At 39.0% G+C, this 25,533-nt stretch carries 18 protein-coding genes; all 18 read left to right on the forward strand.

From position 1 onward, the window contains the following. Positions 1 to 59 precede the first annotated feature (59 nt). The 18 genes from CSW08_RS02390 to CSW08_RS02470 all read left to right on the forward strand — a co-directional run bounded on the left by CSW08_RS02390 (position 60) and on the right by CSW08_RS02470 (position 25,371). A complete protein-coding gene (locus tag CSW08_RS02390; protein ID WP_106658308.1) occupies positions 60 to 1,535 on the forward strand; it encodes a cellulase family glycosylhydrolase in 1,476 nt (491 codons plus the stop codon). Between the two features lie 161 nt (positions 1,536 to 1,696). Beyond that, positions 1,697 to 3,229, forward strand: coding sequence for a glycoside hydrolase family 43 protein (locus tag CSW08_RS02395; RefSeq protein ID WP_106658309.1), 1,533 nt, complete (start codon positions 1,697 to 1,699; stop codon positions 3,227 to 3,229). 248 nt (positions 3,230 to 3,477) lie between these two features. Then, a complete protein-coding gene (locus CSW08_RS02400; RefSeq protein WP_106658333.1) occupies positions 3,478 to 4,944 on the forward strand; it encodes a cellulase family glycosylhydrolase in 1,467 nt (488 codons plus the stop codon). A gap of 296 nt (positions 4,945 to 5,240) precedes the next feature. Continuing rightward, entirely contained in the window at positions 5,241 to 6,707 is a 1,467-nt protein-coding gene (locus tag CSW08_RS02405; RefSeq protein WP_106658310.1) for a cellulase family glycosylhydrolase, read from the forward strand. Between the two features lie 257 nt (positions 6,708 to 6,964). Further along, positions 6,965 to 8,371 carry a cellulase family glycosylhydrolase gene (locus CSW08_RS02410; RefSeq protein ID WP_238987184.1) on the forward strand — a complete coding sequence of 469 codons (1,407 nt, stop codon included), beginning with the start codon at positions 6,965 to 6,967 and terminating at the stop codon, positions 8,369 to 8,371. Between the two features lie 170 nt (positions 8,372 to 8,541). Beyond that, the gene (locus tag CSW08_RS02415; protein WP_106658312.1) at positions 8,542 to 10,077 is read left to right on the forward strand and encodes a glycoside hydrolase family 43 protein; all 1,536 of its coding nucleotides are present in this window, start codon (positions 8,542 to 8,544) and stop codon (positions 10,075 to 10,077) included. Between the two features lie 142 nt (positions 10,078 to 10,219). After that, positions 10,220 to 11,674 carry a cellulase family glycosylhydrolase gene (locus CSW08_RS02420; RefSeq protein ID WP_106658313.1) on the forward strand — a complete coding sequence of 485 codons (1,455 nt, stop codon included), beginning with the start codon at positions 10,220 to 10,222 and terminating at the stop codon, positions 11,672 to 11,674. A 122-nt stretch (positions 11,675 to 11,796) separates the two neighbouring features. Then, entirely contained in the window at positions 11,797 to 12,348 is a 552-nt protein-coding gene (locus CSW08_RS02425; protein ID WP_106658314.1) for a hypothetical protein, read from the forward strand. A gap of 439 nt (positions 12,349 to 12,787) precedes the next feature. Beyond that, positions 12,788 to 12,910, forward strand: a complete 123-nt coding sequence (locus CSW08_RS18485; RefSeq protein ID WP_203226837.1) for an L-rhamnose mutarotase — start codon at positions 12,788 to 12,790, stop codon at positions 12,908 to 12,910. A 45-nt stretch (positions 12,911 to 12,955) separates the two neighbouring features. Next, positions 12,956 to 14,590: an alpha-L-fucosidase gene (locus CSW08_RS02435; protein WP_203226838.1), complete on the forward strand. Its 1,635-nt coding sequence runs from the start codon at positions 12,956 to 12,958 to the stop codon at positions 14,588 to 14,590. Between the two features lie 67 nt (positions 14,591 to 14,657). Next, positions 14,658 to 16,508: a beta-L-arabinofuranosidase domain-containing protein gene (locus tag CSW08_RS02440; RefSeq protein ID WP_106658316.1), complete on the forward strand. Its 1,851-nt coding sequence runs from the start codon at positions 14,658 to 14,660 to the stop codon at positions 16,506 to 16,508. 92 nt (positions 16,509 to 16,600) lie between these two features. Continuing rightward, positions 16,601 to 17,443: a sialate O-acetylesterase gene (locus CSW08_RS02445; RefSeq protein ID WP_106658317.1), complete on the forward strand. Its 843-nt coding sequence runs from the start codon at positions 16,601 to 16,603 to the stop codon at positions 17,441 to 17,443. A 149-nt stretch (positions 17,444 to 17,592) separates the two neighbouring features. Next, a complete protein-coding gene (locus CSW08_RS02450) occupies positions 17,593 to 19,371 on the forward strand; it encodes an NPCBM/NEW2 domain-containing protein (protein ID WP_106658318.1) in 1,779 nt (592 codons plus the stop codon). A gap of 161 nt (positions 19,372 to 19,532) precedes the next feature. Next, positions 19,533 to 20,183 (forward strand): sugar-binding domain-containing protein, encoded by a 651-nt coding sequence (locus CSW08_RS02455; protein WP_238987185.1) that lies wholly within the window; start codon positions 19,533 to 19,535, stop codon positions 20,181 to 20,183. Then, positions 20,102 to 20,278, forward strand: a complete 177-nt coding sequence (locus tag CSW08_RS18490) for a hypothetical protein (RefSeq protein WP_157831413.1) — start codon at positions 20,102 to 20,104, stop codon at positions 20,276 to 20,278. Before CSW08_RS02455 ends, CSW08_RS18490 begins: the two co-directional genes overlap by 82 nt. A 17-nt stretch (positions 20,279 to 20,295) precedes the next feature. Further along, positions 20,296 to 22,287 (forward strand): glycoside hydrolase family 97 protein, encoded by a 1,992-nt coding sequence (locus CSW08_RS02460; protein ID WP_106658334.1) that lies wholly within the window; start codon positions 20,296 to 20,298, stop codon positions 22,285 to 22,287. 108 nt (positions 22,288 to 22,395) lie between these two features. Continuing rightward, positions 22,396 to 23,982, forward strand: coding sequence for a glycoside hydrolase family 43 protein (locus CSW08_RS02465; RefSeq protein ID WP_106658335.1), 1,587 nt, complete (start codon positions 22,396 to 22,398; stop codon positions 23,980 to 23,982). 15 nt (positions 23,983 to 23,997) lie between these two features. Further along, the gene (locus CSW08_RS02470; RefSeq protein ID WP_106658320.1) at positions 23,998 to 25,371 is read left to right on the forward strand and encodes a glycoside hydrolase family 43 protein; all 1,374 of its coding nucleotides are present in this window, start codon (positions 23,998 to 24,000) and stop codon (positions 25,369 to 25,371) included. The last annotated feature ends 162 nt before the right edge of the window (positions 25,372 to 25,533 follow it).

A 25,533-nucleotide genomic window follows, 5' to 3' on the forward strand; every position in this document is an offset into this window, starting at 1 on the left:
AAATTGAATTTTCCGCAGGTTTTTAATCCATAAAAATTTATTAATAAAAAATAAAAAAAATGAAGTCCAAACATTTCTACAAAATTTTACTTTTACTATGTGTTATCGTAACATCGGTATCCTGTTCAAGTAGCGGTGAGGCTGAAGATCCAATACTAACGGTTTCCGCGACCGAAGTATCCTTTGAGCCAGATGGCGGAACATCTGATGTATCACTTACAACAAACGGCACATGGACTGTTTCTAATCCAGCAACATCTTGGTTGCAAATAAACAATACGAGTGGTGGTACTGGAACAGCAACAATAACAATAACATCTGGAATGAATGGTTCTCAATTGACTCGTACCGCTACAATTACAGTTACGTCAAGCAATGGACAGGCAAGACGTATAACAGTTACGCAAACGGGCAATTTTTATCCATCATATAATTTAACGCCTAAAGCACCCGACGCAACAGGAATGAGCAGTACAGCGGTAGAACTGGCGGCAAAAATGCGTATGGGAATGGGTATAAATATTGGCAATACCATGGAATCCCCGGGCGAAGGCGACTGGCAGTATGGTAATAAAATTACCGAATCATATATAAAATTTTTGAAAGCAACAGGTTTCAGTGCAATACGACTTCCTGTTGCATGGAATTGGAGTCATATAATTGATCCTGACAAAGCGAAAATTGACCCAGAATGGCTTGACAGAGTGAAAGAAGTAGTTGGGTGGTGTGTGGATAATGATATGTATGTGATGGTGAATATTCACTGGGACGGCGGCTGGCTGGAAAATAATATTACCCACGATAAGAAAGAATCTGTTAATGCGAAACAAAAAGCACTTTGGGAACAGATAGCTACAACCTTGCGTGATTTTGATGAACACGTTCTATTTGCCAGCACGAATGAACCTTGGGCTTGGGATGCCGAGATTATGGCCATACTTAATGGTTATCACGAAACATTCATCAAGGCAGTTCGCTCTACCGGAGGCAGAAACAGTAACAGGGTGCTGGTTGTGCAGGGGCCTAGTGGTAGTAGTGAATACACTTCTAAGCTGATGACTACGCTTCCTTACGACCCGGTACCTGATCGTATGATGGTTGAGGTGCATTTCTACTCGCCTTATCCATTTATAATGAACCACGATGGAGATCATGGTCCGGGCACCAAAGTGGCTTACTACTGGGGGGCTGGGAATCATTCTACTATTGAGCCGGAGCGCAACGCCACCTTTGGAGAAGAGGATGCGGTCATTGCTGAACTCGGAATGATGAAAAAGTTTGTTGATAGGGGTATCCCTGTGATATTGGGTGAATATGGAGACTATAGACGGACTGCCGACCTCGGAAGGGGTGTTCCTAAGGATACGGAGATGCACAACAAGTCTGTGGAATACTGGCTAACGTTTACGACCAAAACTATGATAGCGAATGGTTTTTTACCATTCTGGTGGGAGGTAGGTCAAGTTTTTGATAGAAAAGATAATGTGGTAAAGGATCAGGCTATGTTAGATGCCATTATCGCAGGATATAATTAATAATAGAGTGTCCATTATAGCATAAGGTTATTTCCTTCCCTGAGATTTGGTCAAACATTCGCCCAGGGAAGGATTTACCTCTTTGTTACAGTAGTTTAAGAATAATTAATCAATTTAAATTAACCCTTAGCAAGTATCCGTTTTTGGGTAAAATATAAAGCATGTTTAGAAAAAAAATATTATTAAGCACAGTCTTTGTTATCTCTTTTTTGGGATATCAAAAAGATGTAGAAGCTCAGGCTAATGTGGATAAACCGAAAGAGATTAAAGAAAACCTTGAAAAAAAATTCGCAAATGTTTCGCCGAAACTTCTCACTAATAACGCGAATCCATTATTAGATTTTATGTTTACGGCCGACCCGACAGCGGTGGAATACAACGGAAGAATGTATGTGTATGCCACGAATGATCACCAACAGTATGAGCATGTAGGAAAGGATGGTAAAAATTCATACGAGAAAATCCGCACACTGGTCATGATGTCTTCAGATGATATGGTCAACTGGACGTATCATGGCTTCATAGATACAGCAAAGCTGGCGCCATGGAATCAGAATTCTTGGGCACCTTCCATTACATCCAGACTGGAAGCGGATGGTAAGACGCACTTCTATTTGTATTACTCCAATGGCGGTGGTGGCACAGCCATGCTTACTTCCACCTCTCCTGTTGGCCCGTGGACTGATCCATTGGGAAAGAACATAGTCGACCGTTCTGTTCCCGGAGTGGATTGCGATGCTCCATTCGATCCCGGAGTTGTGATTGACGACCAAGGTACAGGCTGGCTGGCTTTTGGAGGGGGAACGCCAAAAACAGATTATATGCCGGGTATTTCCCATATCGTCAAGTTAGGAACAGATATGATCAGTTTGGCTGGCAATGTTGCTAAGATTCCCGCTCCTTATTTTTTTGAGGCCAGCGAACTTAACTTTATGAATGGAACCTGGGTTTATACCTTTAATACAAGTTGGAAAGAACGTACTGAATGGCCTTATACCAATATTGCTAAACCAACCGTATGCAACATGTCTTATATGACCAGTAAAACACCTTTAAATCCAGATAGTTGGAAGTATCGCGACAATTACTTTAAGAATGCTGGCGAGGATAACGTGGGGCCTTGGACAAACAATCACACGCACCTAATCAAGTTCAAAGAGAAATATTATCTTACTTACCATGCCATGTATTTACAGGATTATTTTGGCACTAAGGGAGGTTTTCGTAATGTAGGTATCGAAGAAATGCAGGTGGATGAAGCCAATGTAAATATCTCCATGGGCAAAGCAACTTTCGAAGGTACGTCACAACTTAGCCCATTAAATCCATTTGTTCTTCAGCAAGCAGAAACCACTGGAGGCACTTCGGGGCAAGTCCAGTTTGAAGCTGTTGGGAATGTGGGCAATATGGTTGCCAAAGGAAAAGCAGACAAACAATGTCTGATGGTTCGAGGGGCCGATTTTAGCAACCAGACTCCTAAAAAATTCGAAGCCAGGGTAAAAGGAAAAGGTAACATTGATGTGTATGTAAATAACCTTAAAGGGACTCCTCTTGTTTCGCTTACATGTGATGGGAAGGAATGGACTTCGCTCTCAAAAAAAATAAAACAGAAAATAGATAAAGCTGTAGGGAATATCTATTTTGTATTTGATGGAGAAGATTTTTTGTTTGATGAATGGAAATTCATTTATTAATTCCGTAGAATATTAATTATAAACAAAATTAGTTATATCCAGCGGGTTATTTTAAAAACTGTAGAATAAGATTAATAGAACCTTTAACAACAAATTCTGATCTATTTGTCAAGGGACTCCATCGCTTAAAGCAGGCTTATACAAAATTGATGAAAGCTTTTAGTTATTGGTTGATTATTGAAATTATGGTCTGCGGGTTGAACTTTCCCGCAAATCTTACAACAAATATATTTAAAAGAACAAACAAAATGAACTTAAAACATTCCAATAAATTTTTTTTATTGCTTATTGCGATTGTAATGGTTACTGTGTCGTGCTCAAGCAATAATAGTGAAAGCGAAGCCCCAAAGCTATTGGTTTCTGAGACCGAAGTTTCTTTCGAGCCTGAAGGAGGCACATTAGAAATAGCAATTTCAACTAATGATACATGGAAAATTACCAACTCTGCCGCTTGGTTACAATTAAACCCAACAATGGGTAATGCAGGCGAAGGTGTAATTGCTTTAACGTTAGCTATAAATGAAACGGGCGTTACGCGCTCGGTTATACTTAATGTTACGTCTGATAATGGGCAAGCTAGACGTATTACAGTGTCCCAAGGAGCCCATTTATATCCATCTTATAATGTAGCACCATTGGCTCCTGATGCAACGGGAATGGGTAGTAACGCTGTTGTAATAGCTTCCAAAATGACATTGGGATGGAACATAGGCAATACGTTCGAGGCTCCAGGTGGTGAAACAGGATGGGGCAGCCCTGTCATTACCGAAGATTTTATAAAATTTGTAAAGCAACAAGGGTTTAATACCATTAGGATTCCCTGCGCATGGGATTGGCATCATGTAGCAGACCCTGCTACTGCTAGAATAGATCCAGATTGGCTTAACAGGGTGAAGGAAGTAGTGGGTTACTGTGTTGACAATGATGTGTATGCTTTATTAAATATCCATTGGGACGGCGGTTGGCTAGATGCTAACATTAACAAGAAAATGCAAGATTCAGTTAATGCCAAGCAGAAAGCTTATTGGGAACAAATAGCCACGGCAATGCGCGATTTCGATGACCATCTGCTATTTGCAGGTAGTAATGAGCCTCCTGCACATGATGCTGAGGAGATGGAAGTGTTGCTTTCCTACCACCAAACGTTTGTAGATGCAGTGCGGTCAACGGGTGGCAGGAACAGCTATCGGACACTTGTCGTACAGGGACCATCAACAGATATAGATAATACCTATAACCTCATGAATACGCTTCCTACGGATGAGATACCAGGCCGAATGATGGTCGAAGTACATTATTATACTCCTTTTCAGTTCTGTCTGATGGATGGCGATGCAAGTTGGGGTAGCATGTTCTATTACTGGGGAGAAGGTAACCACTCTATTATTGAACCTGGTCGCAAAGCCACATGGGGAGAGGAAGATGCTGTTGATGAGTACTTTGGAAAAATGAAGACGAAGTTTGTAGACAAAGGGTTTCCAGTGATCATGGGCGAGTATGGAGCCTACAGACGAGACAATAGCCAAAATGTTCCTCAAGATCTGGAAGCTCACAATAACTCAGTGGATCATTGGATAACATATGTTACCAGACAGGCATTAGCCAATGGTATGATACCATACTGGTGGGATACGGGCGGCGCTTTAGATAGAAGCAATAATACAGTTAAAGACCAGCGAACAATTGATGCCCTTATAACTGTAGTTGCTAATTAAAACATATTAACACGTTGGATACTAGAATTAAGACTAGTTACACAACGGGTTATTTTGATAAATTATAGAATTCAGTCCAGTTATCAATGGGAAAATTGCTTAATGCAGGGTATTATAGACGCTATGACTAAATAAAAATACGGTTTTGCAGAGGTATCATGCATTGGAACTATTCAGGATTGAATTTAAAAAACCTGTGACTTTTGGGAGTCACAGATTTACTTAAAAGCAGGGAATCTCAATGAAACCAAAGTTTTTAAACTTAATATTTATTAATCTAAAAAAATAAACAAAAAATGAGAATTAAACATTTATATAAAATTTTACTTTTACTATATGTTATTGTAACATCAGTATCCTGCTCAAGTAGCGGTGAGGGTGAAGATCCAACACTAACGGTTTCTGTAACCGAAGTTTCCTTTGAGCCAGATGGCGGAACATCTGATGTATCACTTACAACAAACGGCACATGGACTGTTTCAAATCCAGCAACATCTTGGTTGCAAATAAACAATACAAGTGGTGGTAGTGGAACAGCAACAATAACATTAACATCTGGAATGAATGGTTCTCAATTGACTCGTACCGCTACAATTACGGTTACGTCAAGCAATGGGCAGGCAAGACGTATAACAGTGACACAAACTGGTAATTTATATCCTTCATACAATTTATCGCCAAAAACTCCCGATGCCACAGGAATGAGTAGTAATGCCGTTGAACTGGCAGCAAAAATGCATATGGGAATAAATTTTGGCAATACCATGGTATCCCCAATCGAAGGTGAGTGGAACAGTAAAATTACCTTATCGTATGTGCAATTTTTAAAACAATTAGGTTTCAATGCTGTACGGCTTCCTGTTGGCTGGGTTTGGGGTCATTTAAGCGATCCAGATAAAATGAAGATTGACCCTGTGTGGCTTGAGCGTGTGAAGGAAGTGGTTGGATGGTGCGTGGACAATGATATGTATGTGATACTGAATGCTCACGCGGATCTTGGCTGGCTGGAAGATAATGTTAATGCAGCTGAGAAAGACTTGGTTAACGCTAAACAAAAGGCGCTTTGGGAGCAGATTGCTACAACCATGCGTGATTTTGATGAGCGCCTTATATTTGCCGGCACGAATGAGCCTAAGGTTGAAAATGCCGAGCAGATGGCCATACTTAATGGTTATCACGAAACATTCATCAAGGCAGTTCGCGCAACGGGAGGCAGGAACAGTTATCGGGTACTGGTTGTGCAGGGGCCTATCACTAACGGTGAATTAACTTATAATCTGATGAATACGCTTCCTCATGACCCGGTACCTAACCGTATGATGGTTGAGATACATAACTACACACCTGCTACATTTACGATAGTATTGGATGGAGATGTAAGTTGGGGCAACATGATCTACTACTGGGGGGCTGGGAACCATTCTACTATTGAGCCAGAGAGGAACGCCACCTATGGAGAAGAGGATGTGATCCTTGATGAATTCCAAAAGATGAAACAGAAGTTTGTTGATAAAGGTATCCCTGTAGTGCTGGGTGAATATGGAACCTGGAGGCGGACTCCCGACCTTGACAAGCCTGTTCCTTTGGATATGGAAATGCACAACAAGTCTGTGGATTATTGGTCAACTTATGTGACCAAACAGGCTAAAGCACACGGTCTTCTGCCATTCTGGTGGGAGATAGGTTTTATGTTAGACAGAGCTAACAATGTGGTAAAGGATCAGGCTATGTTAGATGCCATTATTGCAGGATATAATCAATAGTATAATGTCAAATTTATAGTATAAGGTTATTCAGATCTATTTGTCAAGGGACTCCATCGCTTAAAACAGGCTTATATAAAATGATAAAAGCTTTAAGTTATTGGTTGTTATTAAAAATAGGGTCTGGGGTATTCAACAAAAGTTGATTATCCTATAGGTTTTGAGATAATTATTATTTACCATAAAAACAAATAAAAATGAGAATTAAACAATTATGTAAAATCTTGACAGTACTTTTTACAATTGTAATGAGTATAATGTCCTGCTCAAGTAGCGGTGAGGGTGAAGATCCAACATTAACGGTTTCTGTAACCGAAGTTTCCTTTGAGCCAGATGGCGGAACATCTGATGTATCACTTACAACAAACGGCACATGGACTGTTTCAAATCCAGCAACATCTTGGTTGCAAATAAACAATACAAGTGGTGGCAGTGGAACAGCAACAATAACAATAACATCTGGAATGAATGGTTCTCAATTGAATCGTACCGCTACAATTACGGTTACGTCAAGCAATGGGCAGGCAAGACGTATAACAGTTACACAAACGGGCAATTTATATCCTTCATACAATTTAACGCCTAAAGCTCCAGACGAAACAGGAATGGGCAGCACAGCCGTACAATTGGCGGCAAAAATGCATATGGGAATAAATTTTGGCAATACCATGGAATCCCCAAACGAAGGCGACTGGCAGAATAGTAAACTTACCGAATCGTACATAAAATTTGTAAAACAAATAGGTTTCAATGCTGTACGGCTTCCTGTTGGCTGGGTTTATAGTCATTTAAGCGATCCTGAAAAAATGAAAATAGACCCTGCGTGGCTTGAGCGTGTGAAAGAAGTGGTTGGATGGTGCGTGGAAAATGATATGTATGTGGTACTGAATTGTCACGGGGATTGGGGCTGGCTGGAAGATAATGTCACTCCGGCAATGCAAGAGTCCGTTAATGCGAAGCAAAAGGCGATTTGGGAGCAGATTGCTACAACAATGCGTGATTTTGATGAGCGCCTTATATTTGCCGGCACGAATGAACCTAAGGCTGATAATGCCGAGCAGATGGCCATACTCGATAGCTACCACCAGACATTTGTTAAAGCAGTTCGCGCTACCGGAGGCAAAAACAGTTACAGGGTGTTAGTTGTGCAGGGGCCTAGGACTAACGGTGAATTAACTTATAATCTGATGAATACGCTTCCTGTAGATCCAGTACCTAATCGTTTGATGGTTGAGATACATAACTACACGCCTGCTACATTTACGATAGTATTGGATGGAGATGTAAGTTGGGGCAACATGGTTTACTACTGGGGGGCTGGGAATCATTCTACCATTGAGCCAGAGAGGAACGCCACCTATGGAGAAGAGGATGAGATCCTTGATGAATTCCAAAAGATGAAACAGAAGTTTGTTGATAAGGGTATCCCTGTTGTGCTGGGGGAATATGCATCCTTTAGGCGGACTGCCAGTAGCAAATTTGTACCTAAGGATCTGGATATGCACAACAAGTCTGTAGAGTACTGGGCAACTTATGTGACCAAACAGGCTAAAGCGCATGGTCTTCTGCCATTCTGGTGGGAGGTAGGTGCTACTCTAGACAGAGCTAATAATGTGGTAAAGGACCAGGCTTTGTTAGATGCTATTATAGCGGGATCTAATTAAATAGTATAATGTCCATGATAGCATAAGGTTATTTCCCGTGCCTGAGATTCGTCAAGCATTCGCCAGTCTCGGGGAAGGATTTACCTCTTTGTTACAATAGTTTAAGAATAATTAATCAATTTAAATGAACCCTTAACGAGTATCCGTTTTTTGGGTAAAATGAAGAAAGCATGTTTAGAAAAAAAGTATTGTTAAGTACAGTCGTTAGTATGGCTTTTTTGGGAGGTACAGAATTCGTATCAGCTCAGACCAATTCGGATAAACCGAAAGAGATTAAAGAAAATCTGGAAGAAAAATTCGCAAATGTTTCGCCGAAACTTATGTCCGATAATGCGAATCCATTATTAGATTTTATGTTTACGGCCGATCCGACAGCTGTGGAATACAATGGAAGAATGTATGTGTATGCCACGAATGACCATCAACAGTACGAGAAGGTAGGAAAGGATGGGAAAAATTCATACGAGCATATCCGTACACTGGTCATGATGTCTTCAGATGATATGGTAAACTGGACCTATCATGGCCTCATAAATACAGCAGAGGTGGCGCCATGGACTGGGGTGTCCTGGGCACCTTCCATTACATCCAGACTGGAAGCGGATGGTAAGACGCACTTCTATTTGTATTACTCCAATGGTGGTGGAGCCTCAGCCATGCTTACTTCTACCTCTCCCGTTGGTCCGTGGAAAGACCCATTAGGAAAGAACATAATTGACCATTCTGTCCCTGGTGTGGACGTCAATAATCCATTCGATCCCGGAGTTTTGATTGACGACCAAGGTACAGGCTGGCTGGTTTTTGGAGCCGGAAAACCTAAAACAATATATATGCCGGATAATGCCAGAATCGTCAAATTAGGAGCAGATATGATGAGTTTGGCCGGCAAAATTTCTAAGATACCCGCTCCTTATTTTAATGAAGCCAGCGATCTTAACTTTATCAATGGAACCTGGGTTTATAGCTATTGTACGAATTGGGATGAACGCACTGAATGGCCTTATACCAATATTGCTAAACCAACTGGATGCAACATATCTTATATGACCAGTAAAACACCTTTAGATCCAGATAGTTGGAAGTATCGCGATAATTACTTTAAGAATACTGGCGAAGTTAACGTGGGCCCTTTTACAAACAACCACACGCACTTCCTTAAGTTTAAAGGGAAATATTACCTTGCTTACCATGCCATGTATTTACAGGATTATTTTGGCACTACAGGTGGTTTTCGTAATGTGGGTATAGAAGAAATGCAGGTGGATGAAGGGAATGATGTGAATATCCCCATGGTCACAGCAACTTTTAAAGGGCCGTCACAACTTAACCCATTAAATCCATTCGTACTTCAGCAAGCAGAAACCACTGGAGGCACTTCGGGGAAAGTCCAGTTTGAAGCTGTTGGAAATGTGGGAAATATGGTTGCCAAAGGAAAAGCAGACAAACAATGTCTGATGGTTCGAGGGGCCGATTTTAGCAAAAAGATTCCTTCCAAATTCGAAGCCAAAGTGAAAGGAAAAGGTAAAATTGATGTTTATGTAAATAATCTTAAAGGTACCCCTCTTGTTTCGCTTACATGTGATGAGAAGGAATGGACTACGATCTCAAAGAAAATAAATCAGAAAAAGGGTAAAGGAGTAGAGAACATCTATTTTGTATTTAACGGAGAGGGTTTTTTGTTTGATGAATGGAAATTCATTTATTAATTCCGTTGAATATTAATTATTAATAAAAATACAGTTTAGCTGAGATATCATGCATTGGAACTATTAAGCAGGATTGAATTTTAAAACAGGGACCCTCACTGAAACTTAATATTTATTAATCTAAAAAAGTAAGTAAATAAAAATGAAGCTTAAATATTTATACAAAATTTTACTCTTACTATGTGTTATTGTAACATCAGTATCGTGTTCAAGTAGCGGTGAGGCGGGTGAAGATCCAACACTAATGGTTTCCACAACCGAAGTCTCCTTTGAGCCAGATGGCGGAACTTCTGATATATCACTTACAACAAACGGCACATGGACTGTTTCTAATCCAGCAACCTCTTGGTTGCAAATAAACAATACGAGTGGTGGTAGTGGAACAGCAACAATAACAATAACATCTGGAATGAATGGTTCTCAATTGACTCGTACTGCTACAATTACAGTGACGTCAAGCAATGGACAGGTAAGACGTATAACAGTTACACAAACGGGTAATTTATATCCTAGCTACAATTTAAATACCATCCCAGCTGATGCTTCTGGGATGAGCAGTAACGCTGTTGAACTGGCAGCCAAAATAAAACTGGGCTGGAACATTGGTAATACTTTAGAGGCTATAGGAGGTGAAAACGCCTGGGGTAATCCAAATATCACAAAAGAATATGTTGAAACTATAAAGAATTTGGGATTCAATGCCGTTCGTCTTCCATGTTCGTGGGATCAGTTTTCAAATCAGACAACTGCTAAAATAGATCAAGTGTGGATGGACCGTGTAAAAGAGGTGGTGCAGTACTGTGTTGATAATGATATGTATGTATTGCTAAACATCCATTGGGATGGCGGTTGGCTGGAAAAAAACTGTACTCCTGCAAAGAAAGAATCGGTAAATGCCAAACAGAAAGCCTTTTGGGAGCAAATAGCAACGGCAATGCGTGATTTTGATGAGCACCTGATGTTTGCCAGTGCCAATGAACCAGAAGTTCACGATGCTGTTGAGATGGAGGTACTTCATTCTTATCACCAAACCTTTGTCAATACTGTTCGGGCAACAGGAGGAAGGAACAGTTATAGAGTGCTCGTGATTCAGGGACCCGGTACGAATATTGAGAGGAGCGATGAGCTGATGGATATGCCTACAGATGAAATAGAGGGCCGTATGATGGCCGAGGTACATTATTACACGCCTTCCCAATTCTGCATTTTGTTTGAAGATGTGAGTTGGGGAAATATGGCCTACTACTGGGGGGAAGGTTATCATTCAGAAATAGAGCCCGAGCGTAATGCTACTTATGGGGAAGAAGATGCAGTAGACGCATCGATGGCCTTGGCAAAAACGAAATTCGTAGATAAAGGAGTCCCGGTAATCCTCGGTGAATATGGCGTGTACAGGCGTGATAATGCCCAATATGTCCCCCAGGATTTGGAAGCCCACAATAACTCCGTGGATCATTGGATCAGGTATGTGACAAAACAGGCAATTGCCAATGGATTGATCCCATTCTGGTGGGATACTGGCGGTGCAGTGGACAGAGCAAATTTTACGGTGAAAGATCAGCGAACGATTGATGCTATTATTGCTAGTGGAAATTAATTAAAGCATATAAAAATTCCATTGGATAATTGAAATTAAACTAGTTATATCCAACGGGTTATTTTACCAATTTAGAAACCCCATTTCTTAATTATAATTGTTTAACATTAAATTTAAAAAAAATGAAAAAAATCACATTATTATTTTTGGTTCTAACAGGGATGTTAGCCAATGCACAGCAAACTCTGTATTCCGAAAATTTTGAATCAAATGTTGGTATCCTTGGAGATGGTCAAATGCATACATTTAAACCATCTAAAAAGGCAGGAACATGGAGTGGCGGAGTAGATCTAGAAACTGCTGACAATGCCAAAATAAATTTGCGTCAAGGATGGGGTAACCAATTTCTATTGAAAATAGAATCCAAAGATGCTGCTGTTATCATACCTAATATCGATGTGGCTGGTTTTACAAATTTAAACCTGTCTTATAATTTTGTTGTTGAAGATGCAGGAGATGCAGTAAAACCAAAAATTGAAGCAAGTACTGATGGTGGTGCTTCTTGGGTAACTCTACCTACAGTTGCTAGTGGTGGAGGGTGGAATGCAGAAGCAAAATCGGTTGCTTTGCCTTCAGGAGATTATAAAACAATAAGCCTAAGAATAAATCCTAATACGGAGAGTTCTAATGCTGTAATGTTTGATAATTTTATAATTACAGGAAAGCAGCAGTAAGCCTGGCGACTGAATCGAACCAATCATGTGACAATTCAATTAAGGTTTATCCAAATCCTATTTGTTAACGAATTTAAAGGTGAAGCTGTAAATTCAGATCAACCATTTCGTGTTTCCATTTTTGATATACTTGGGAGAAAAGTAGAGACAATAAAATTTTAAGCCAATTGGGCAATGGGATCTTCATTGAAATCAGGATTGTATATAGTTCATTTTGAAGGAGTAAAATCAAATCACTCAAAATCATTTAAGATGGTTAAAGAATAAATAATTGAATTTTTTATATGGAGTCAGCGCAAAAATGCTGCTGGCTCCATTCCTAATAAGGTTTATTATGTAAATAGGGATTATCGATATGGAAATCTATCTTTTGGGAACAAAGCTTTTCATGATTATGGATACCGTAGCTGATTTTAACCACGACGAGACGATGTAAGAATTGGCACTAAAGCCATATCAAAATGAATGGGAAGCATATATGTCGCAATTTCAGGACAGCTCTGTCGAGGCAACAGCAAACCAAAAATGGCAACTGATGGAACGCATTTATAAAATGGACTAATAAACTAATGAAAAAGATATAAATAAAAAGTAAAATAATATTAGTATGAACAAAAAAAAATCAATGAAAGTTAGTCTATCTATAGCAATTTTCATGCTATTCTCATGTTTCTTGAAGGCTCAGGAAAATTTTCCGTTGCCTATTGGAGAAGGTAACGAACCCGTTACCTCTGGTAAGTTTGAGCCAACATGGCAATCTCTTAGTCAATACGAAGTTCCTGATTGGTTTCGCAATGCAAAATTTGGTATCTGGGCTCATTGGGGACCACAATGTCAGCCTGAGCGGGGCGATTGGTATGCACGTGGCATGTATGAAGAAGAGCATGATTACTATAAATGGCATGTTGACCATTATGGACACCCTTCAAAAGTAGGTTTTAAAGACGTAATACACGACTGGAAAGCAGAAAACTGGGATCCAGATAAACTTGTAGCTCTTTATAAACGTGCAGGGGCTCAATATTTCTTTGCTATGGCCAACCATCATGATAATCTAGACTTATGGGACAGTAAATACCAAGAATGGAATTCTGTTCGTGTTGGTCCTAAAAAGGATATTATAAACGGTTGGTCAAAAGCCGCTAAAAAACAGGGGCTTCCTTTTGGATTGAGTGTACATGCTGCCCATGCATCGATGTGGTACGAAACGGCACAGGGCACCGACAAATCTGGAGAATTTAAAGATATTCCATATGATGGAAAACTTACAAAAGCAGATGGAAAAGGCACTTGGTGGGAAGGATTGGATCCTCAGGAGTTGTATGCACAAAATCATGGATTAAGCAAAAAGGGATGGAATTGGGAATGGCAAGATAAAAGCTCATGGCCTTCCCAAGCGTACTGTGAAAAATTTTATAACCGTACTATGGATCTTATTAATTTGTACAACCCCGACCTGCTATATTTTGATGATACAGCACTCCCATTGTATCCGGTTAGCGATGCTGGTTTAAAAATAGCTGCTCATTATTACAATCATAACATGAAGACCCATGATAATAAATTAGAAGCTGTCTTATTCGGCAAAATACTTTCAGATAAACAAAAGGAATGTTTGGTGTGGGATGTAGAACGTGGAGCACCTGACAAACCACAAGAAAAAGCATGGCAAACCTGCACGTGTATCGGAGATTGGCATTATAATAGAAGGGTGTATGATGAAAACCGTTATAAATCGGCTGAGAGTGTCATTCGTGCTTTAGTAGATATTGTCAGTAAAAATGGAAATTTATTACTTAATATTCCTGTTCGTGGAGATGGTACTATTGATGACAAGGAAGTGGTTGTTCTTGAAGGTATTACCGCTTGGATGGATGTAAACAAAGAAAGTATCTTCGACACCCGCCCTTGGAAACTGTATGGTGAAGGACCTGCTGCCGACGCATCTAACCCTATTAATAGCCAGGGATTTAATGAGGGAAAAATAAAATACTCAGCAAAAGATATTCGATACAATCAGAAAGGAAATGTTTTGTATGCTACGGTGATGGGTAAACCAACAGAAAATATTTTATTGAAGTCACTCGCAAAAAAAGAAGAAACAGGAAAAATCAAAAAAATTGAACTTCTTGGCAGTAAAGAAAAAATTTCTTGGAAACAAGAAGTAGATTCATTGGTAATCATAAAACCAAAATCTATTCCGAATAATATTGCAGTTGTTTTTAAAATAGTTATGAAGTGATTGGTTTAAAATTGAATGTGACAGTTTCAATATAATAATGCAATTTTTCTAATATTAAATTTTCAATATGAAAAATAAAATAAAATGTATTGGGTTGTTTTTGTTTGTTTGCCAGACGGTTTTTGGACAATCATTCCTTGACAAGGCGAAGCGACCCATCGCATTTTTAAATAAAGATGTTGTTTTGTCTGAGTCATGGATAAAGGAACGGGAGACTGTCAATACAAAGTATATTTATCAGTTTGATACGGATAGGCTACTACACAATTTCAGGATAAATGCTGGAATTGAATCGAAAGCGAAACCGCTTGAAGGCTGGGAGTCGCCTAATGTGGGATTGCGCGGGCATTTTGTGGGTCATTATTTGTCGGCTTGTGCTTCTTTGATTGAAAAAACGGGCGATACTTTGCTTCAAAAACGTGTGAAATATATGGTTGATGTGCTTGAAGAGTGTCAGCAAAAACTTGGTGGCAAATACCTGAGCGCATTCCCCAAAAAAGATTTTACTACATTGGAAACACAATTTAGTGGAGTTTGGGCGCCATACTATACCTATCATAAAACTATGCAGGGAATGCTCGATGTTTATCAGCTTACCGGAAATAAAAAAGCCTATGCAATAGTTGTTAATATGGCAGCTTATGTAAAAGAGCGTATGGATAAACTTTCGCCAGAAACTATTGAAAAAATGCTATATACTCCTCAGGCAAATCCCGCAAATGAAGCGGGTGGGATGAATGATGTATTACAGAATTTATTTGAAATTTCCAAAGATTCAACTCATTACAGATTGGCTTGTCTTTTTGACCGTAAATGGTTCAGTCAGCCGTTGTATGAGGGGAAAGATATTTTGTCAGGCTTACATTCCAATACTCATTTACCTTTGATAATTGGGTTTGCCAAACGGTATGAAAATACCGGAGACAGCTATTATCGTGATGTTGTTTCCCACTTTTGGGATATGTTGGAACATCATCATTGTTATGTGAATGGGTCTAGTAGTGGTCCTAGACCTATTGCTACAACTCCAACTGCTCAAACTTCAGAACATTGGGGAAAACCAGATTGTTTAAGTACAACTCTTACTGACAAAACATCTGAATCATGCGTTTCACATAATACTCAAAAAATCACAAGTACTTTGTTTCGTTGGACTGCCCAACCCGAATATGCCGATGTATATATGAATACACTTTATAATTCCGTTTTTGCACTACAAAATGCCGAAACCGGATGGAATGTTTATTCTTTGCCATTGGGCTCTCCGAATAAGAAGAGCTTTGCCAGCCCCAGTGAGTTTTTTTGTTGTAACGGAACAACTATTGAAGCGTTTACGGACTTAAATGCTAATATTTATTTTCATAACAATGATAACCTTTGGGTAAATTTGTATGTTCCTTCCACTGTGAAATGGAAATCTAAAGGGATTAATTTGTCACAGTCGTCCGATTTTCCGGATGATTCTATTGTAAAATTTAACATAACGGCTAATAAAACTACGCCATTTGCATTGAAATTATTTATCCCATCTTGGGCAGACGAACAAACTCAGGTTTTGGTAAACGGTGAACCTATTACAACTAATGTAACTCCGATGTCTTATTTTATAATTGACAGAAAGTGGAAAAACGGTGATAAGATAGAAATACGTTTTAATTATCATTTTAATTTAAAAAAAATGCCTGATAATCCAAATGTAGTTGCACTGTTTTATGGACCGGTTTTATTAGCATTCCAAGTTAATGAAGAAACAATATTAAAAGGAAATGAGTCAGATATTTTGAAAAATATCTCTAAACAAGAGAATTCTATGTCATTTTCATTGAAAAATAATGGAAAAGAATATACGCTTCTACCTTTTTACAAAGTAACTAATGAGTCGTACGGAGTGTATGCGACTAAACTAAATGAGTATTAGGGAAGCTGGAAAGTAAAAAAAAAAGCTATGACTATTAAAATAACAGCTTTTAATCTCAATTTAATGTGTTATTTAACAAAGAACTTAATAATATGAAGAGACTACATGTTTTCGTTTTTACTGTTGTAGGCTTACTCGTTTTGAATACAGGAGCTTTTGCGCAAGATCGCAACTTCTATATTTTTATCTGTTTTGGACAATCCAACATGCAAGGTGCAGCTCCAATTGAGAGTCAGGATATGACAGTAAATAACCGATTCAAGGTGTTTCAGGCACTAGATTGCCCAGACCTAAATAAAAAGAAGGCTGAATGGAGTCCTGCCGTTCCACCTATCTGTCAATGTAATTCAGGACTATCGCCTGCAGATTATTTCGGAAGAACTTTGGTTGCCAATCTTCCGGATAATATTACAGTTGGGATTATTAACGTTTCTGTTGCCGGCTGTGACATTAGGCTGTTCGACAAAGATATTTACAAGGATTTCGATTCGACCTACAAGGACAAATGGTTTACCTCGCTGGTAGCGTCTTATAATGAGAATCCTTATCAATATCTTGTAGGTTTGGCCAAATTGGCTCAAAAAGATGGCGTCGTTAAAGGCATACTTTTGCACCAAGGGGAGACAAATGCGGGACAAGAACAATGGCCGTCGTATGTAAAGAAAATTTACGGTGATATGTTGACCGACCTTTCGTTAAATGCCGGTTCAGTTCCTCTTTTAGCAGGCGAGTTATTATCTGCTGATGGCAATTGTTGTTCAAAAATGAATCCCATTATAAGGAAATTGCCTGATATAGTTCCAACGGCACATATTATTTCCTCTGAAGGTTGTACTGGATTTGACAATGCCCATTTTGATTCCAATGGTTACAGGGAATTAGGTAGGCGATATGGTCTTGAAATGCTTACTCTATTAGGATACGAAGCCAAATAGCCAAAGAGTGAATAAGGATATTTGGAGACAATAGATTAGTATGGCAGATAAAAAATGCTTCGAAGAGCTGGATTTGTTGCGTTACTAACACCGCAAAATAAAAAATAAAAATTAGAAAACTATAATATTAAACCTAATTAAAATAAAAAATGAAATATAAGCTTACCTTGGTTTTGGCAATTGTCTTTAGCGTTATAAATGCACAAACAGCCCAAAAATATCACGAATGGGCATCCACACCACCTCTTGGGTGGAACAGTTGGGATTGTTTTGGAACAACCGTTACCGAACAGCAAATAAAAGAACAGGCAGATGCGATGGCAAAATACCTTTTACCAAGCGGATACAACTATCTCACAGTGGATATTCAATGGTATGAGCCTGAATCAAAAGGACATTATTACGACTCGAAGGCAATACTTACCATGGATGAATATGGCCGCTTAACGCCAGGTTTGAAAAAATTTCCTTCGGCTGCAGATGGAAAAGGGTTCAAACACCTTGCAGACTATGTACACTCCAAAGGACTGAAATTCGGAATTCATATTATGCGCGGAATTCCTCGTCAGGCTGTCGAAAAAAATACACCTGTACTCGGGACAAACGTAAAAGCTCAGGATATTGCCATTAAAAACTCTACCTGCGGTTGGAATCCTGATATGTACGGCGTTGATGCTAATAGCCCTGAAGGTCAGGCTTACTATAATTCCATTGTGCAGATGTATGCCGACTGGGGAGTGGATTTTATCAAGTGCGACGATATTTCACGCCCTTACGATGATGTGCAAAAGACCGAAATTGAAGCTCTTCGCAAAGCAATAGATAAAACCGGTCGACACATTCTGTTAAGTTTGTCGCCGGGAGCAACGCCGGTTAAAATGGGCGAGCATGTTATGAATCATGCTAATATGTGGCGTATCACCGATGATTTTTGGGATCGATGGGGATTGTTGAAAGGTATGTTTGAGCGAATGGATGTGTGGACACCTTTTCGTGGACCCGGACATTTCCCCGATGCCGATATGTTACCCATTGGTACTGTTGAATTCAACCGCCCAACCAATTTCACCAAAAACGAACACTATACGCTTATGAGCCTTTGGGCTATTGGTCGTTCACCACTTATTTTTGGTGGAGATATGACCAAACTAGACGATTTTACCAAGGAAGTACTCACCAATCCCGAAATGCTCAAAGTAAATCAACACAGCATAAATAACCGTCAGGTGTCGCGCGAAAAGAATCTGATTGTATGGACAGCCGATGTGCCTAATAGCAAAGACAAATATGTGGCCCTCTTCAATGCGCAAAGCAAGGGAGAGAATGTTGATTTCAACAATGCCGATTATGTCAGTCCAATAATTGCAGGCAAAGGAAGTTCACAAAAGATAGAAGTATCGGTAAAAGATGGTAAAAAACTTGTTCTCTTTGTGAAAGATGGCGGAAATACTAATGATTGGGATCATATCGTTTGGGTCGATCCAGTACTTCACGGCCCCAAAGGCGATTTAAAACTGACTGACCTCAAATGGCTGAGTGCAACTTCAGGCTGGGGAGATGCGAATGTCAATCGTACCTGTGATAATAATCCAATTATTATAAATAATGAAACACGAGAGGGAATTGGTGCTCATGCAGAGTCTGTGATCGTTTATGAATTGCCTGAAGGATATGATTCTTTTACAGCAACCGGCTACGTAACACAGGACATAGGCTCAGTGAATTTTGGAGTTTTGGTTGATAAAGGAACATTAAATTTGCCCGACAAGGCCAATGTAAAAGTAAACTTTGAGGACATTGGTATAAAAGGCAAAGTAAAAGTACGCGATTTGTGGAATCATAAAGATATGGGAACCTTTAAAGGGAGCTTCGAGCGTGAATTGCCACAACATGGTGCAGGACTGTATCGGATAACTCCTTTGCGTTAAGATAATAGTTTTCTACAAGGAGATGTAAAGGCTAAATAAATCATCAAAAAATAACACCATAGATAGACATAATTAAGAATAACTTATCGATAAATGAATCCCCATATTCATAATACAATTAGAAATATATACACAACAAAATGAACAGCTTTAATTCACACATGAAAAATTATTTTGCAAAACAAATAGTATTCGCATTTATACTATTTATAAGCTTTTTTTCAGGCAATGCGCAAAACGGGATGGAAAGAAAGCAATTGTTTGATTCTGATTGGAAATTCTTTTTGGGCGATGCCCCTGAAGCCAAAGCAGATGATTTCAATGATTCAAGCTGGCGCAAACTTGATTTACCGCATGATTGGAGCATAGAAGGACAAATTGATCCTCAAAACCCTACAGGTAAAGGTGGCGGTTATTTTCCGGCAGGAATTGGCTGGTACCGAAAAACTTTTCAAGCATCCAGTGAGTGGCAAGACAAAATCGTTTCCATTTATTTTGAAGGTGTTTATATGAACTCCGAAGTATTTATCAATGGAAAATCATTGGGTATTCGTCCATACGGTTATTCGTCTTTCTTCTATGACCTGACACCACATCTTCATTTCGATAAAGAAAACGTCATAGCGGTTCGAGTTGATAATTCACAACAGATGAACAGTCGATGGTATAGTGGTTCGGGTATTTATCGCCATGTTTGGGTGACGGTTACAAATCCGGTACATGTGGCACATTGGGGCGTTGGTATATCAACTCCAGTTGTTTCCAACAAAAAGGCAACAGTCGTAAAGCATGGAAGGGACGTGCTCTGGTAGTAGTAAAAAGCAATTATGAGGCGGGTGAAATTAAATTATCGGTAACATCGCCCACTTTAGAAGAATCTGCAATAAATATCAAAATGGTTAAATAATAATAATGAACAATCAAATGAATAGATTTTTTTTACATATAGTTATTCTTGCACATTTATCAACAGGTGTTGGCGTTGCTCAGGTAATCCACTTAAAGTCTCCAAACGGGAAGATTGATATGGCTTTAGAAAGTGGAGCGAAAATCTCATGGTCTGTCAATCATGAAAACACAGAAGTTATTGTTCCTTCGTCCATCTCATTGACACTCGATAATGGATTAGTTTTAGGAAACAATGCAAAGATTATTAGTGTTAAAAAGTCAAAAGTCAACACCTCTTTTGTCACACCCATTTATAAAAAGCAAACAGTGATAGATGAGTACAATCAGCTCATTATAAGCTTTAAGGGTGATTTTGGTTTGATTTTAAGAGCCTATAACGATGGCGTAGCTTATCGTTTTTTTACAACGAAGAAGAGGCAAATCATTATCGAATCTGAGGAAGCTAATTTTAATTTCAGCAAAGACCATAAAGCCTTTGTTCCATATGTGCGCGATCTAAGGGAAAATGATATGTATACATCTGCTTTTGAATGCAACTATGTTGAGATTCCTCTTTCCAAATTTGTAAAAGATTCACTGGCTATTTCGCCACTCCTTATCGATTTGGGAAATGGGAAAAAGGCTGCTATCATAGAAGCTGAACTAGAGAATTATCCTGGAATGTTCTTAACTCGAAATGAGGAAACGCAACAAGGTTTGAAAGGGGAATTTGCTCATTACCCAAAGGAAGAACGTCTAGGAGGCTTTAATCATATGAACTATATCGTGGTAAAGCGGGAATCTTATATTGCTCAAACACAGGGTTCCCGAAATTTCCCATGGAGAGCAATAATAATAAGTGAGAACGATAAAGACCTATTGAATAATGATATGGTTCAAAAACTTTCTACACCTTCACAAATCACTGATATAAGCTGGATAAAACCAGGTAAAGTAGCGTGGGATTGGTGGAACGACTGGAATATATCGAAGGTTGATTTTAAGGCAGGAATTAATACGGAAACCTATAAATATTACATCGATTTTGCTTCCAAAAACAACATTGAGTATGTCGTGCTGGATGAAGGCTGGAGTGAAGAGACCAATATGCTGAAAGTGTCACCCTGTATGGATATCGAAGAACTCATCAACTATGGAAAGCAAAAAAATGTTGGTATTATTCTCTGGGCCTCATGGTATGCCATAAATCAGGTTTTGGATGATGCTTTTTCCAAATATTCAAAAATGGGAGTGAAGGGCTTTAAGATAGATTTTATAGATCGTGATGATCAAAAAATGGTAAAATCGATTCATGATATTGCTAAAAAGGCAGCTTCTTATAAGCTCTTTATTGATTACCATGGTGTGTATAAACCCACCGGTATTCAACGAACCTACCCGAATATTGTTAATTTTGAAGGGGTTAAAGGTTTGGAGAACGTTAAGTGGACACCAAATGAAGATATGCCATATTATGCGACCAGCATCCCCTTCATCAGAATGCTTGCCGGACCTATGGATTATACACCTGGAGCCATGCGTAATACAACAAGAGCAGATTTTCGTCCGAGCAATTCCATGCCGATGAGTCAGGGAACAAGGTGTCATCAATTAGGTATGTATATTATTTATGAAGCACCATTGCAAATGATGGCTGATAGTCCTACAGCCTATATGAAAGAGCAGGAAAGCACAACCTTTATTTCTCAGATTCCAACCACTTTTGATGAAACAATCGCCCTCGATGGAAAAGTTGGCGAATATGCTGCTCTGGCCAGACGAAAGGATGATAGGTGGTTTGTAGGTGGTTTGACCAATTGGTCGGCAAGAGAAATTTCGATAGACCTATCTTTCCTGAGCGAGGGAACCTACTCCGCCGAAATTTTTAAAGATGGCATTAATGCAAATAAAGATGCTACAGACTATAAACGCGAAATAGTTAATATTACAAGTAACGATAAACTAATTGTAAATATGGCTAATGGTGGTGGTTTTGCAATAATAATTAGTCCTGAAAAACAATTATAAATAGTGGGATTCTTAATCTTAAAGCAATTTTAAAAACAAATACTAATTTCTATTATGAAAAAAAATATCTATTGCATCAATTTCAATTCTCAATTAATCTTTTATCCTATGAAAAAAAAAATTAAGTTCATTTTCACCTTCCTTTTTTTGTTTGTTCAGGCCGTTGCTTTGGCGCAAGCCCAAAATCCAATCATTTTTGCTGATGTGCCTGATATATCGATAATTAGGGTTGGTAAAAATTATTATATGAGCAGTACAACGATGCACATGAACCCCGGCTTGCCGATCATGAAATCTACAGATCTTGTCAATTGGAAACTGATCAACTACGCGCATGAAAGTTTGGCAGATATGCCGGAGCTAAATTTAACAGAAGGAAAAAACGCCTATAGTAAAGGTACCTGGGCAAGTAGTTTGCGCTACCACAACGGCACGTACTATGTAGCCGTTTTTGCACAAACCACCAATGAAACCTATATTTTTACAACGAAAGATATAGAAAAAGGAGATTGGAAGCGAATTTCTTTTAAGCCCGCACTTCATGACCTTTCCTTGTTTTTTGATGATGATGGCAAGAATTATGTAATTCATAACGCCGGCACACTAAAAATTATGGAATTAAATGAGGATCTGACAGGAATTAAACAAAGCGTTCCGGAAAGGATTCTCATCGAGAACGCCAACGCCCCATGTGGACTAAATGTGGGTCTTAATGCTGAAGGATCTCAATTATTTAAAGTAAAAGGGAAATATTATTTATTTAATATTTGCGCGGCACGCGGTGAAATGCGAACTGTAATTATACACAGGGCAGATAATATCAACGGTCCTTGGGAAGGAAAAGTTGGCTTACAGGATAGAGGAATTGCTCAAGGAGGATTGATAGACACTCCTGATGGACGTTGGTTCTCTTATCTTTTTCGCGATTATGCTGCTGTTGGCCGTGTTCCTTATCTCGTTCCTGTCAAGTGGGAAGACGGTTGGCCTGTATTAGGAGAAAACGGCAGAGTTCCGGAAACATTAGACCTGCCAGCCAGTAAAGGTTTGATTCCGAATTTGGTTGCTTCTGATGAATTCAAGCGAAAAAAAGGACAAGCAGCACTTCCTTTAGCATGGCAATGGAATCATAATCCGGATAACAAACTTTGGTCAATAGAAGAAAGAAAAGGATTCCTGCGCCTCAAAACAGGAAGAATCGACACTGATTTTCTTCAGGCCAGAAACACACTTACACAACGCACTATTGGTCCAACCAGCTCAGCTTCTGTTGCTCTGGATGTTTCCAAAATGAAAGACGGCGATTTTGCCGGATTCTCAGTTCTCCAAAAAAAGTATGGATTAGTGGGGGTTAAAATTGACGCGGGTCAAAAGTCGATAGTAATGATCACTACTGATAATGATAAGCCTGTCGAAGTAAAGCGAATTCCATTGGATCAAGACCAAATTTACTTCAGAATCGATTGCGATTTTACCGGCATGAACGATGAAGCTAATAACCTTTGGGCTCTTAATGGGAAAGATGAAGCTAGTTTCTTTTACAGTCTTGATGGAAAAGTTTGGCAACCGATAGGTCGACCTTTGAAAATGACCTACGACATCCCACATTTTATGGGGTATCGTTTTGGCTTGTTTAATTATGCAACAAAAAATACTGGCGGATATGTAGATTTTGATTGGTTCAGAATTAAATATTAATAACTAAATAAAAAAATGAAACATACCTATAAACTTATAGCGACACTTGTAGCTATCTTAAATTGTTCCATTGGTGAAGCACAAAATCCTATTGTGCAAACCAATTATACAGCAGATCCGGCACCAATGGTACATAACGGCACAGTGTATTTGTATACAAGCCATGATGAAGACGATGCCAATGCCGATGGCAAGGGTTTTAAAATGCTCAATTGGTCACTTTATACATCAACCGATATGGTCAATTGGAAAGACCATGGAATAGTTGCTTCTCTCAAAGATTTTAGTTGGGCAAAGCAAGATAATGGTGCTTGGGCAGTTCAGTGTATTGAACGAGATGGTAAATTTTATTTGTATTGTCCCACGCATGGCGGAGGCATAGGAGTTTTGGTTTCAGATAGTCCTTATGGTCCATTTAAAGACCCTATTGGCAAGAGACTTATCGATTCCGATCATATTTGGAGCGATATCGATCCTACCCCATTTATTGATAAGGATGGTCAGGCGTATTTGTTTTGGGGAAATCCCGGCTTGTATTACGTAAAACTGAATGAGGATATGACATCCTATTCGGGTGAAGTTAAACAGATACCGAATACTATAGAATCTTTTGGTAAGCGCGAAGGAGAAAAAAATGACAGACCTACCACTTATGAGGAAGGACCATGGCTGTATAAACGCAATAGCCTCTATTATTTATTTTTTGCAGCAGGGCCCATACCGGAACATATTGGTTATTCAACCAGTAAAAGTATAACAGGACCTTGGAACTATCAAGGTGTCGTCATGCCTGTACAAGGAGGTTCTTTTACCAATCATCCCGGCATCATTGATTTTAAGGGAAAGAGCTATTTTTTCTATCACAATGCAGCATTGTCAGGAGGAGGTGGTTTTACTCGTTCAGTTTGTGTAGAAGAAGCCAGGTTTAATAAAGATGGTTCAATCGTGCAAATGAATATGACAGAAGGTATTAAAAAGAGTTTAAATCCATTAAATCCTTATATCAAAACTGAAGCAGAAACCATTGCTTGGTCTGAAGGAGTGAAGTCAATGAACGATGATGTGGTTGGCAATTTTATTATGGCAAAATACAATGACGCTTTTATCAAAGTAAAAGAGGTGGATTTCCGTAAAAAAGGCGCTTCGAAATTCACGACAAGAATTGGCACAACGCACAACGGAAATGTTTCAATGGAGATACGATTGGACGCTAAAGACGGAGAGTTAATAGGAACCGTAAATGTACCAATGACGGAAGGCAATGACCAATGGGCATTACAAACAATTGATGTTAAAAAAGTTTCAGGAATTCACGATTTATATTTTGTTTTTAAAGGAACAGCCGAGACCAACATAGTGGATTTTGATTATTGGAAATTCTTAAAATAACCCGTAGTGCATTTAGAAAAAAGATGGTCAAACTGCTAAACATTGAAAACACAGCGGGCAATGATGTTACAGGATATGCTGAAATAGAGGTAATTACAGAACAAGAAAGAATTAAGCCAGTTGTTTCTTAATATTTAAATTTAAAGCAACTGATTTTTCAGA

The sequence above is a fragment of the Confluentibacter flavum genome (assembly GCF_002843175.1).
GTDB classification, from domain to species: domain Bacteria; phylum Bacteroidota; class Bacteroidia; order Flavobacteriales; family Flavobacteriaceae; genus Confluentibacter; species Confluentibacter flavum.

Coding starts and splice junctions, on each gene's coding strand:
- CSW08_RS02460 (WP_106658334.1), top strand. CDS start 20,296: ATGAATAGATTTTTTTTACATATAGTTATTCTTGCACATTTATCAACA.
- CSW08_RS02405 (WP_106658310.1), top strand. CDS start 5,241: ATGAGAATTAAACATTTATATAAAATTTTACTTTTACTATATGTTATT.
- CSW08_RS02410 (WP_238987184.1), top strand. CDS start 6,965: ATGTCCTGCTCAAGTAGCGGTGAGGGTGAAGATCCAACATTAACGGTT.
- CSW08_RS02435 (WP_203226838.1), top strand. CDS start 12,956: ATGAACAAAAAAAAATCAATGAAAGTTAGTCTATCTATAGCAATTTTC.
- CSW08_RS02445 (WP_106658317.1), top strand. CDS start 16,601: ATGAAGAGACTACATGTTTTCGTTTTTACTGTTGTAGGCTTACTCGTT.
- CSW08_RS02415 (WP_106658312.1), top strand. CDS start 8,542: ATGTTTAGAAAAAAAGTATTGTTAAGTACAGTCGTTAGTATGGCTTTT.
- CSW08_RS02395 (WP_106658309.1), top strand. CDS start 1,697: ATGTTTAGAAAAAAAATATTATTAAGCACAGTCTTTGTTATCTCTTTT.
- CSW08_RS02400 (WP_106658333.1), top strand. CDS start 3,478: ATGAACTTAAAACATTCCAATAAATTTTTTTTATTGCTTATTGCGATT.
- CSW08_RS02450 (WP_106658318.1), top strand. CDS start 17,593: ATGAAATATAAGCTTACCTTGGTTTTGGCAATTGTCTTTAGCGTTATA.
- CSW08_RS02465 (WP_106658335.1), top strand. CDS start 22,396: ATGAAAAAAAAAATTAAGTTCATTTTCACCTTCCTTTTTTTGTTTGTT.
- CSW08_RS02390 (WP_106658308.1), top strand. CDS start 60: ATGAAGTCCAAACATTTCTACAAAATTTTACTTTTACTATGTGTTATC.
- CSW08_RS02470 (WP_106658320.1), top strand. CDS start 23,998: ATGAAACATACCTATAAACTTATAGCGACACTTGTAGCTATCTTAAAT.
- CSW08_RS02425 (WP_106658314.1), top strand. CDS start 11,797: ATGAAAAAAATCACATTATTATTTTTGGTTCTAACAGGGATGTTAGCC.
- CSW08_RS02455 (WP_238987185.1), top strand. CDS start 19,533: ATGAAAAATTATTTTGCAAAACAAATAGTATTCGCATTTATACTATTT.
- CSW08_RS02420 (WP_106658313.1), top strand. CDS start 10,220: ATGAAGCTTAAATATTTATACAAAATTTTACTCTTACTATGTGTTATT.
- CSW08_RS02440 (WP_106658316.1), top strand. CDS start 14,658: ATGAAAAATAAAATAAAATGTATTGGGTTGTTTTTGTTTGTTTGCCAG.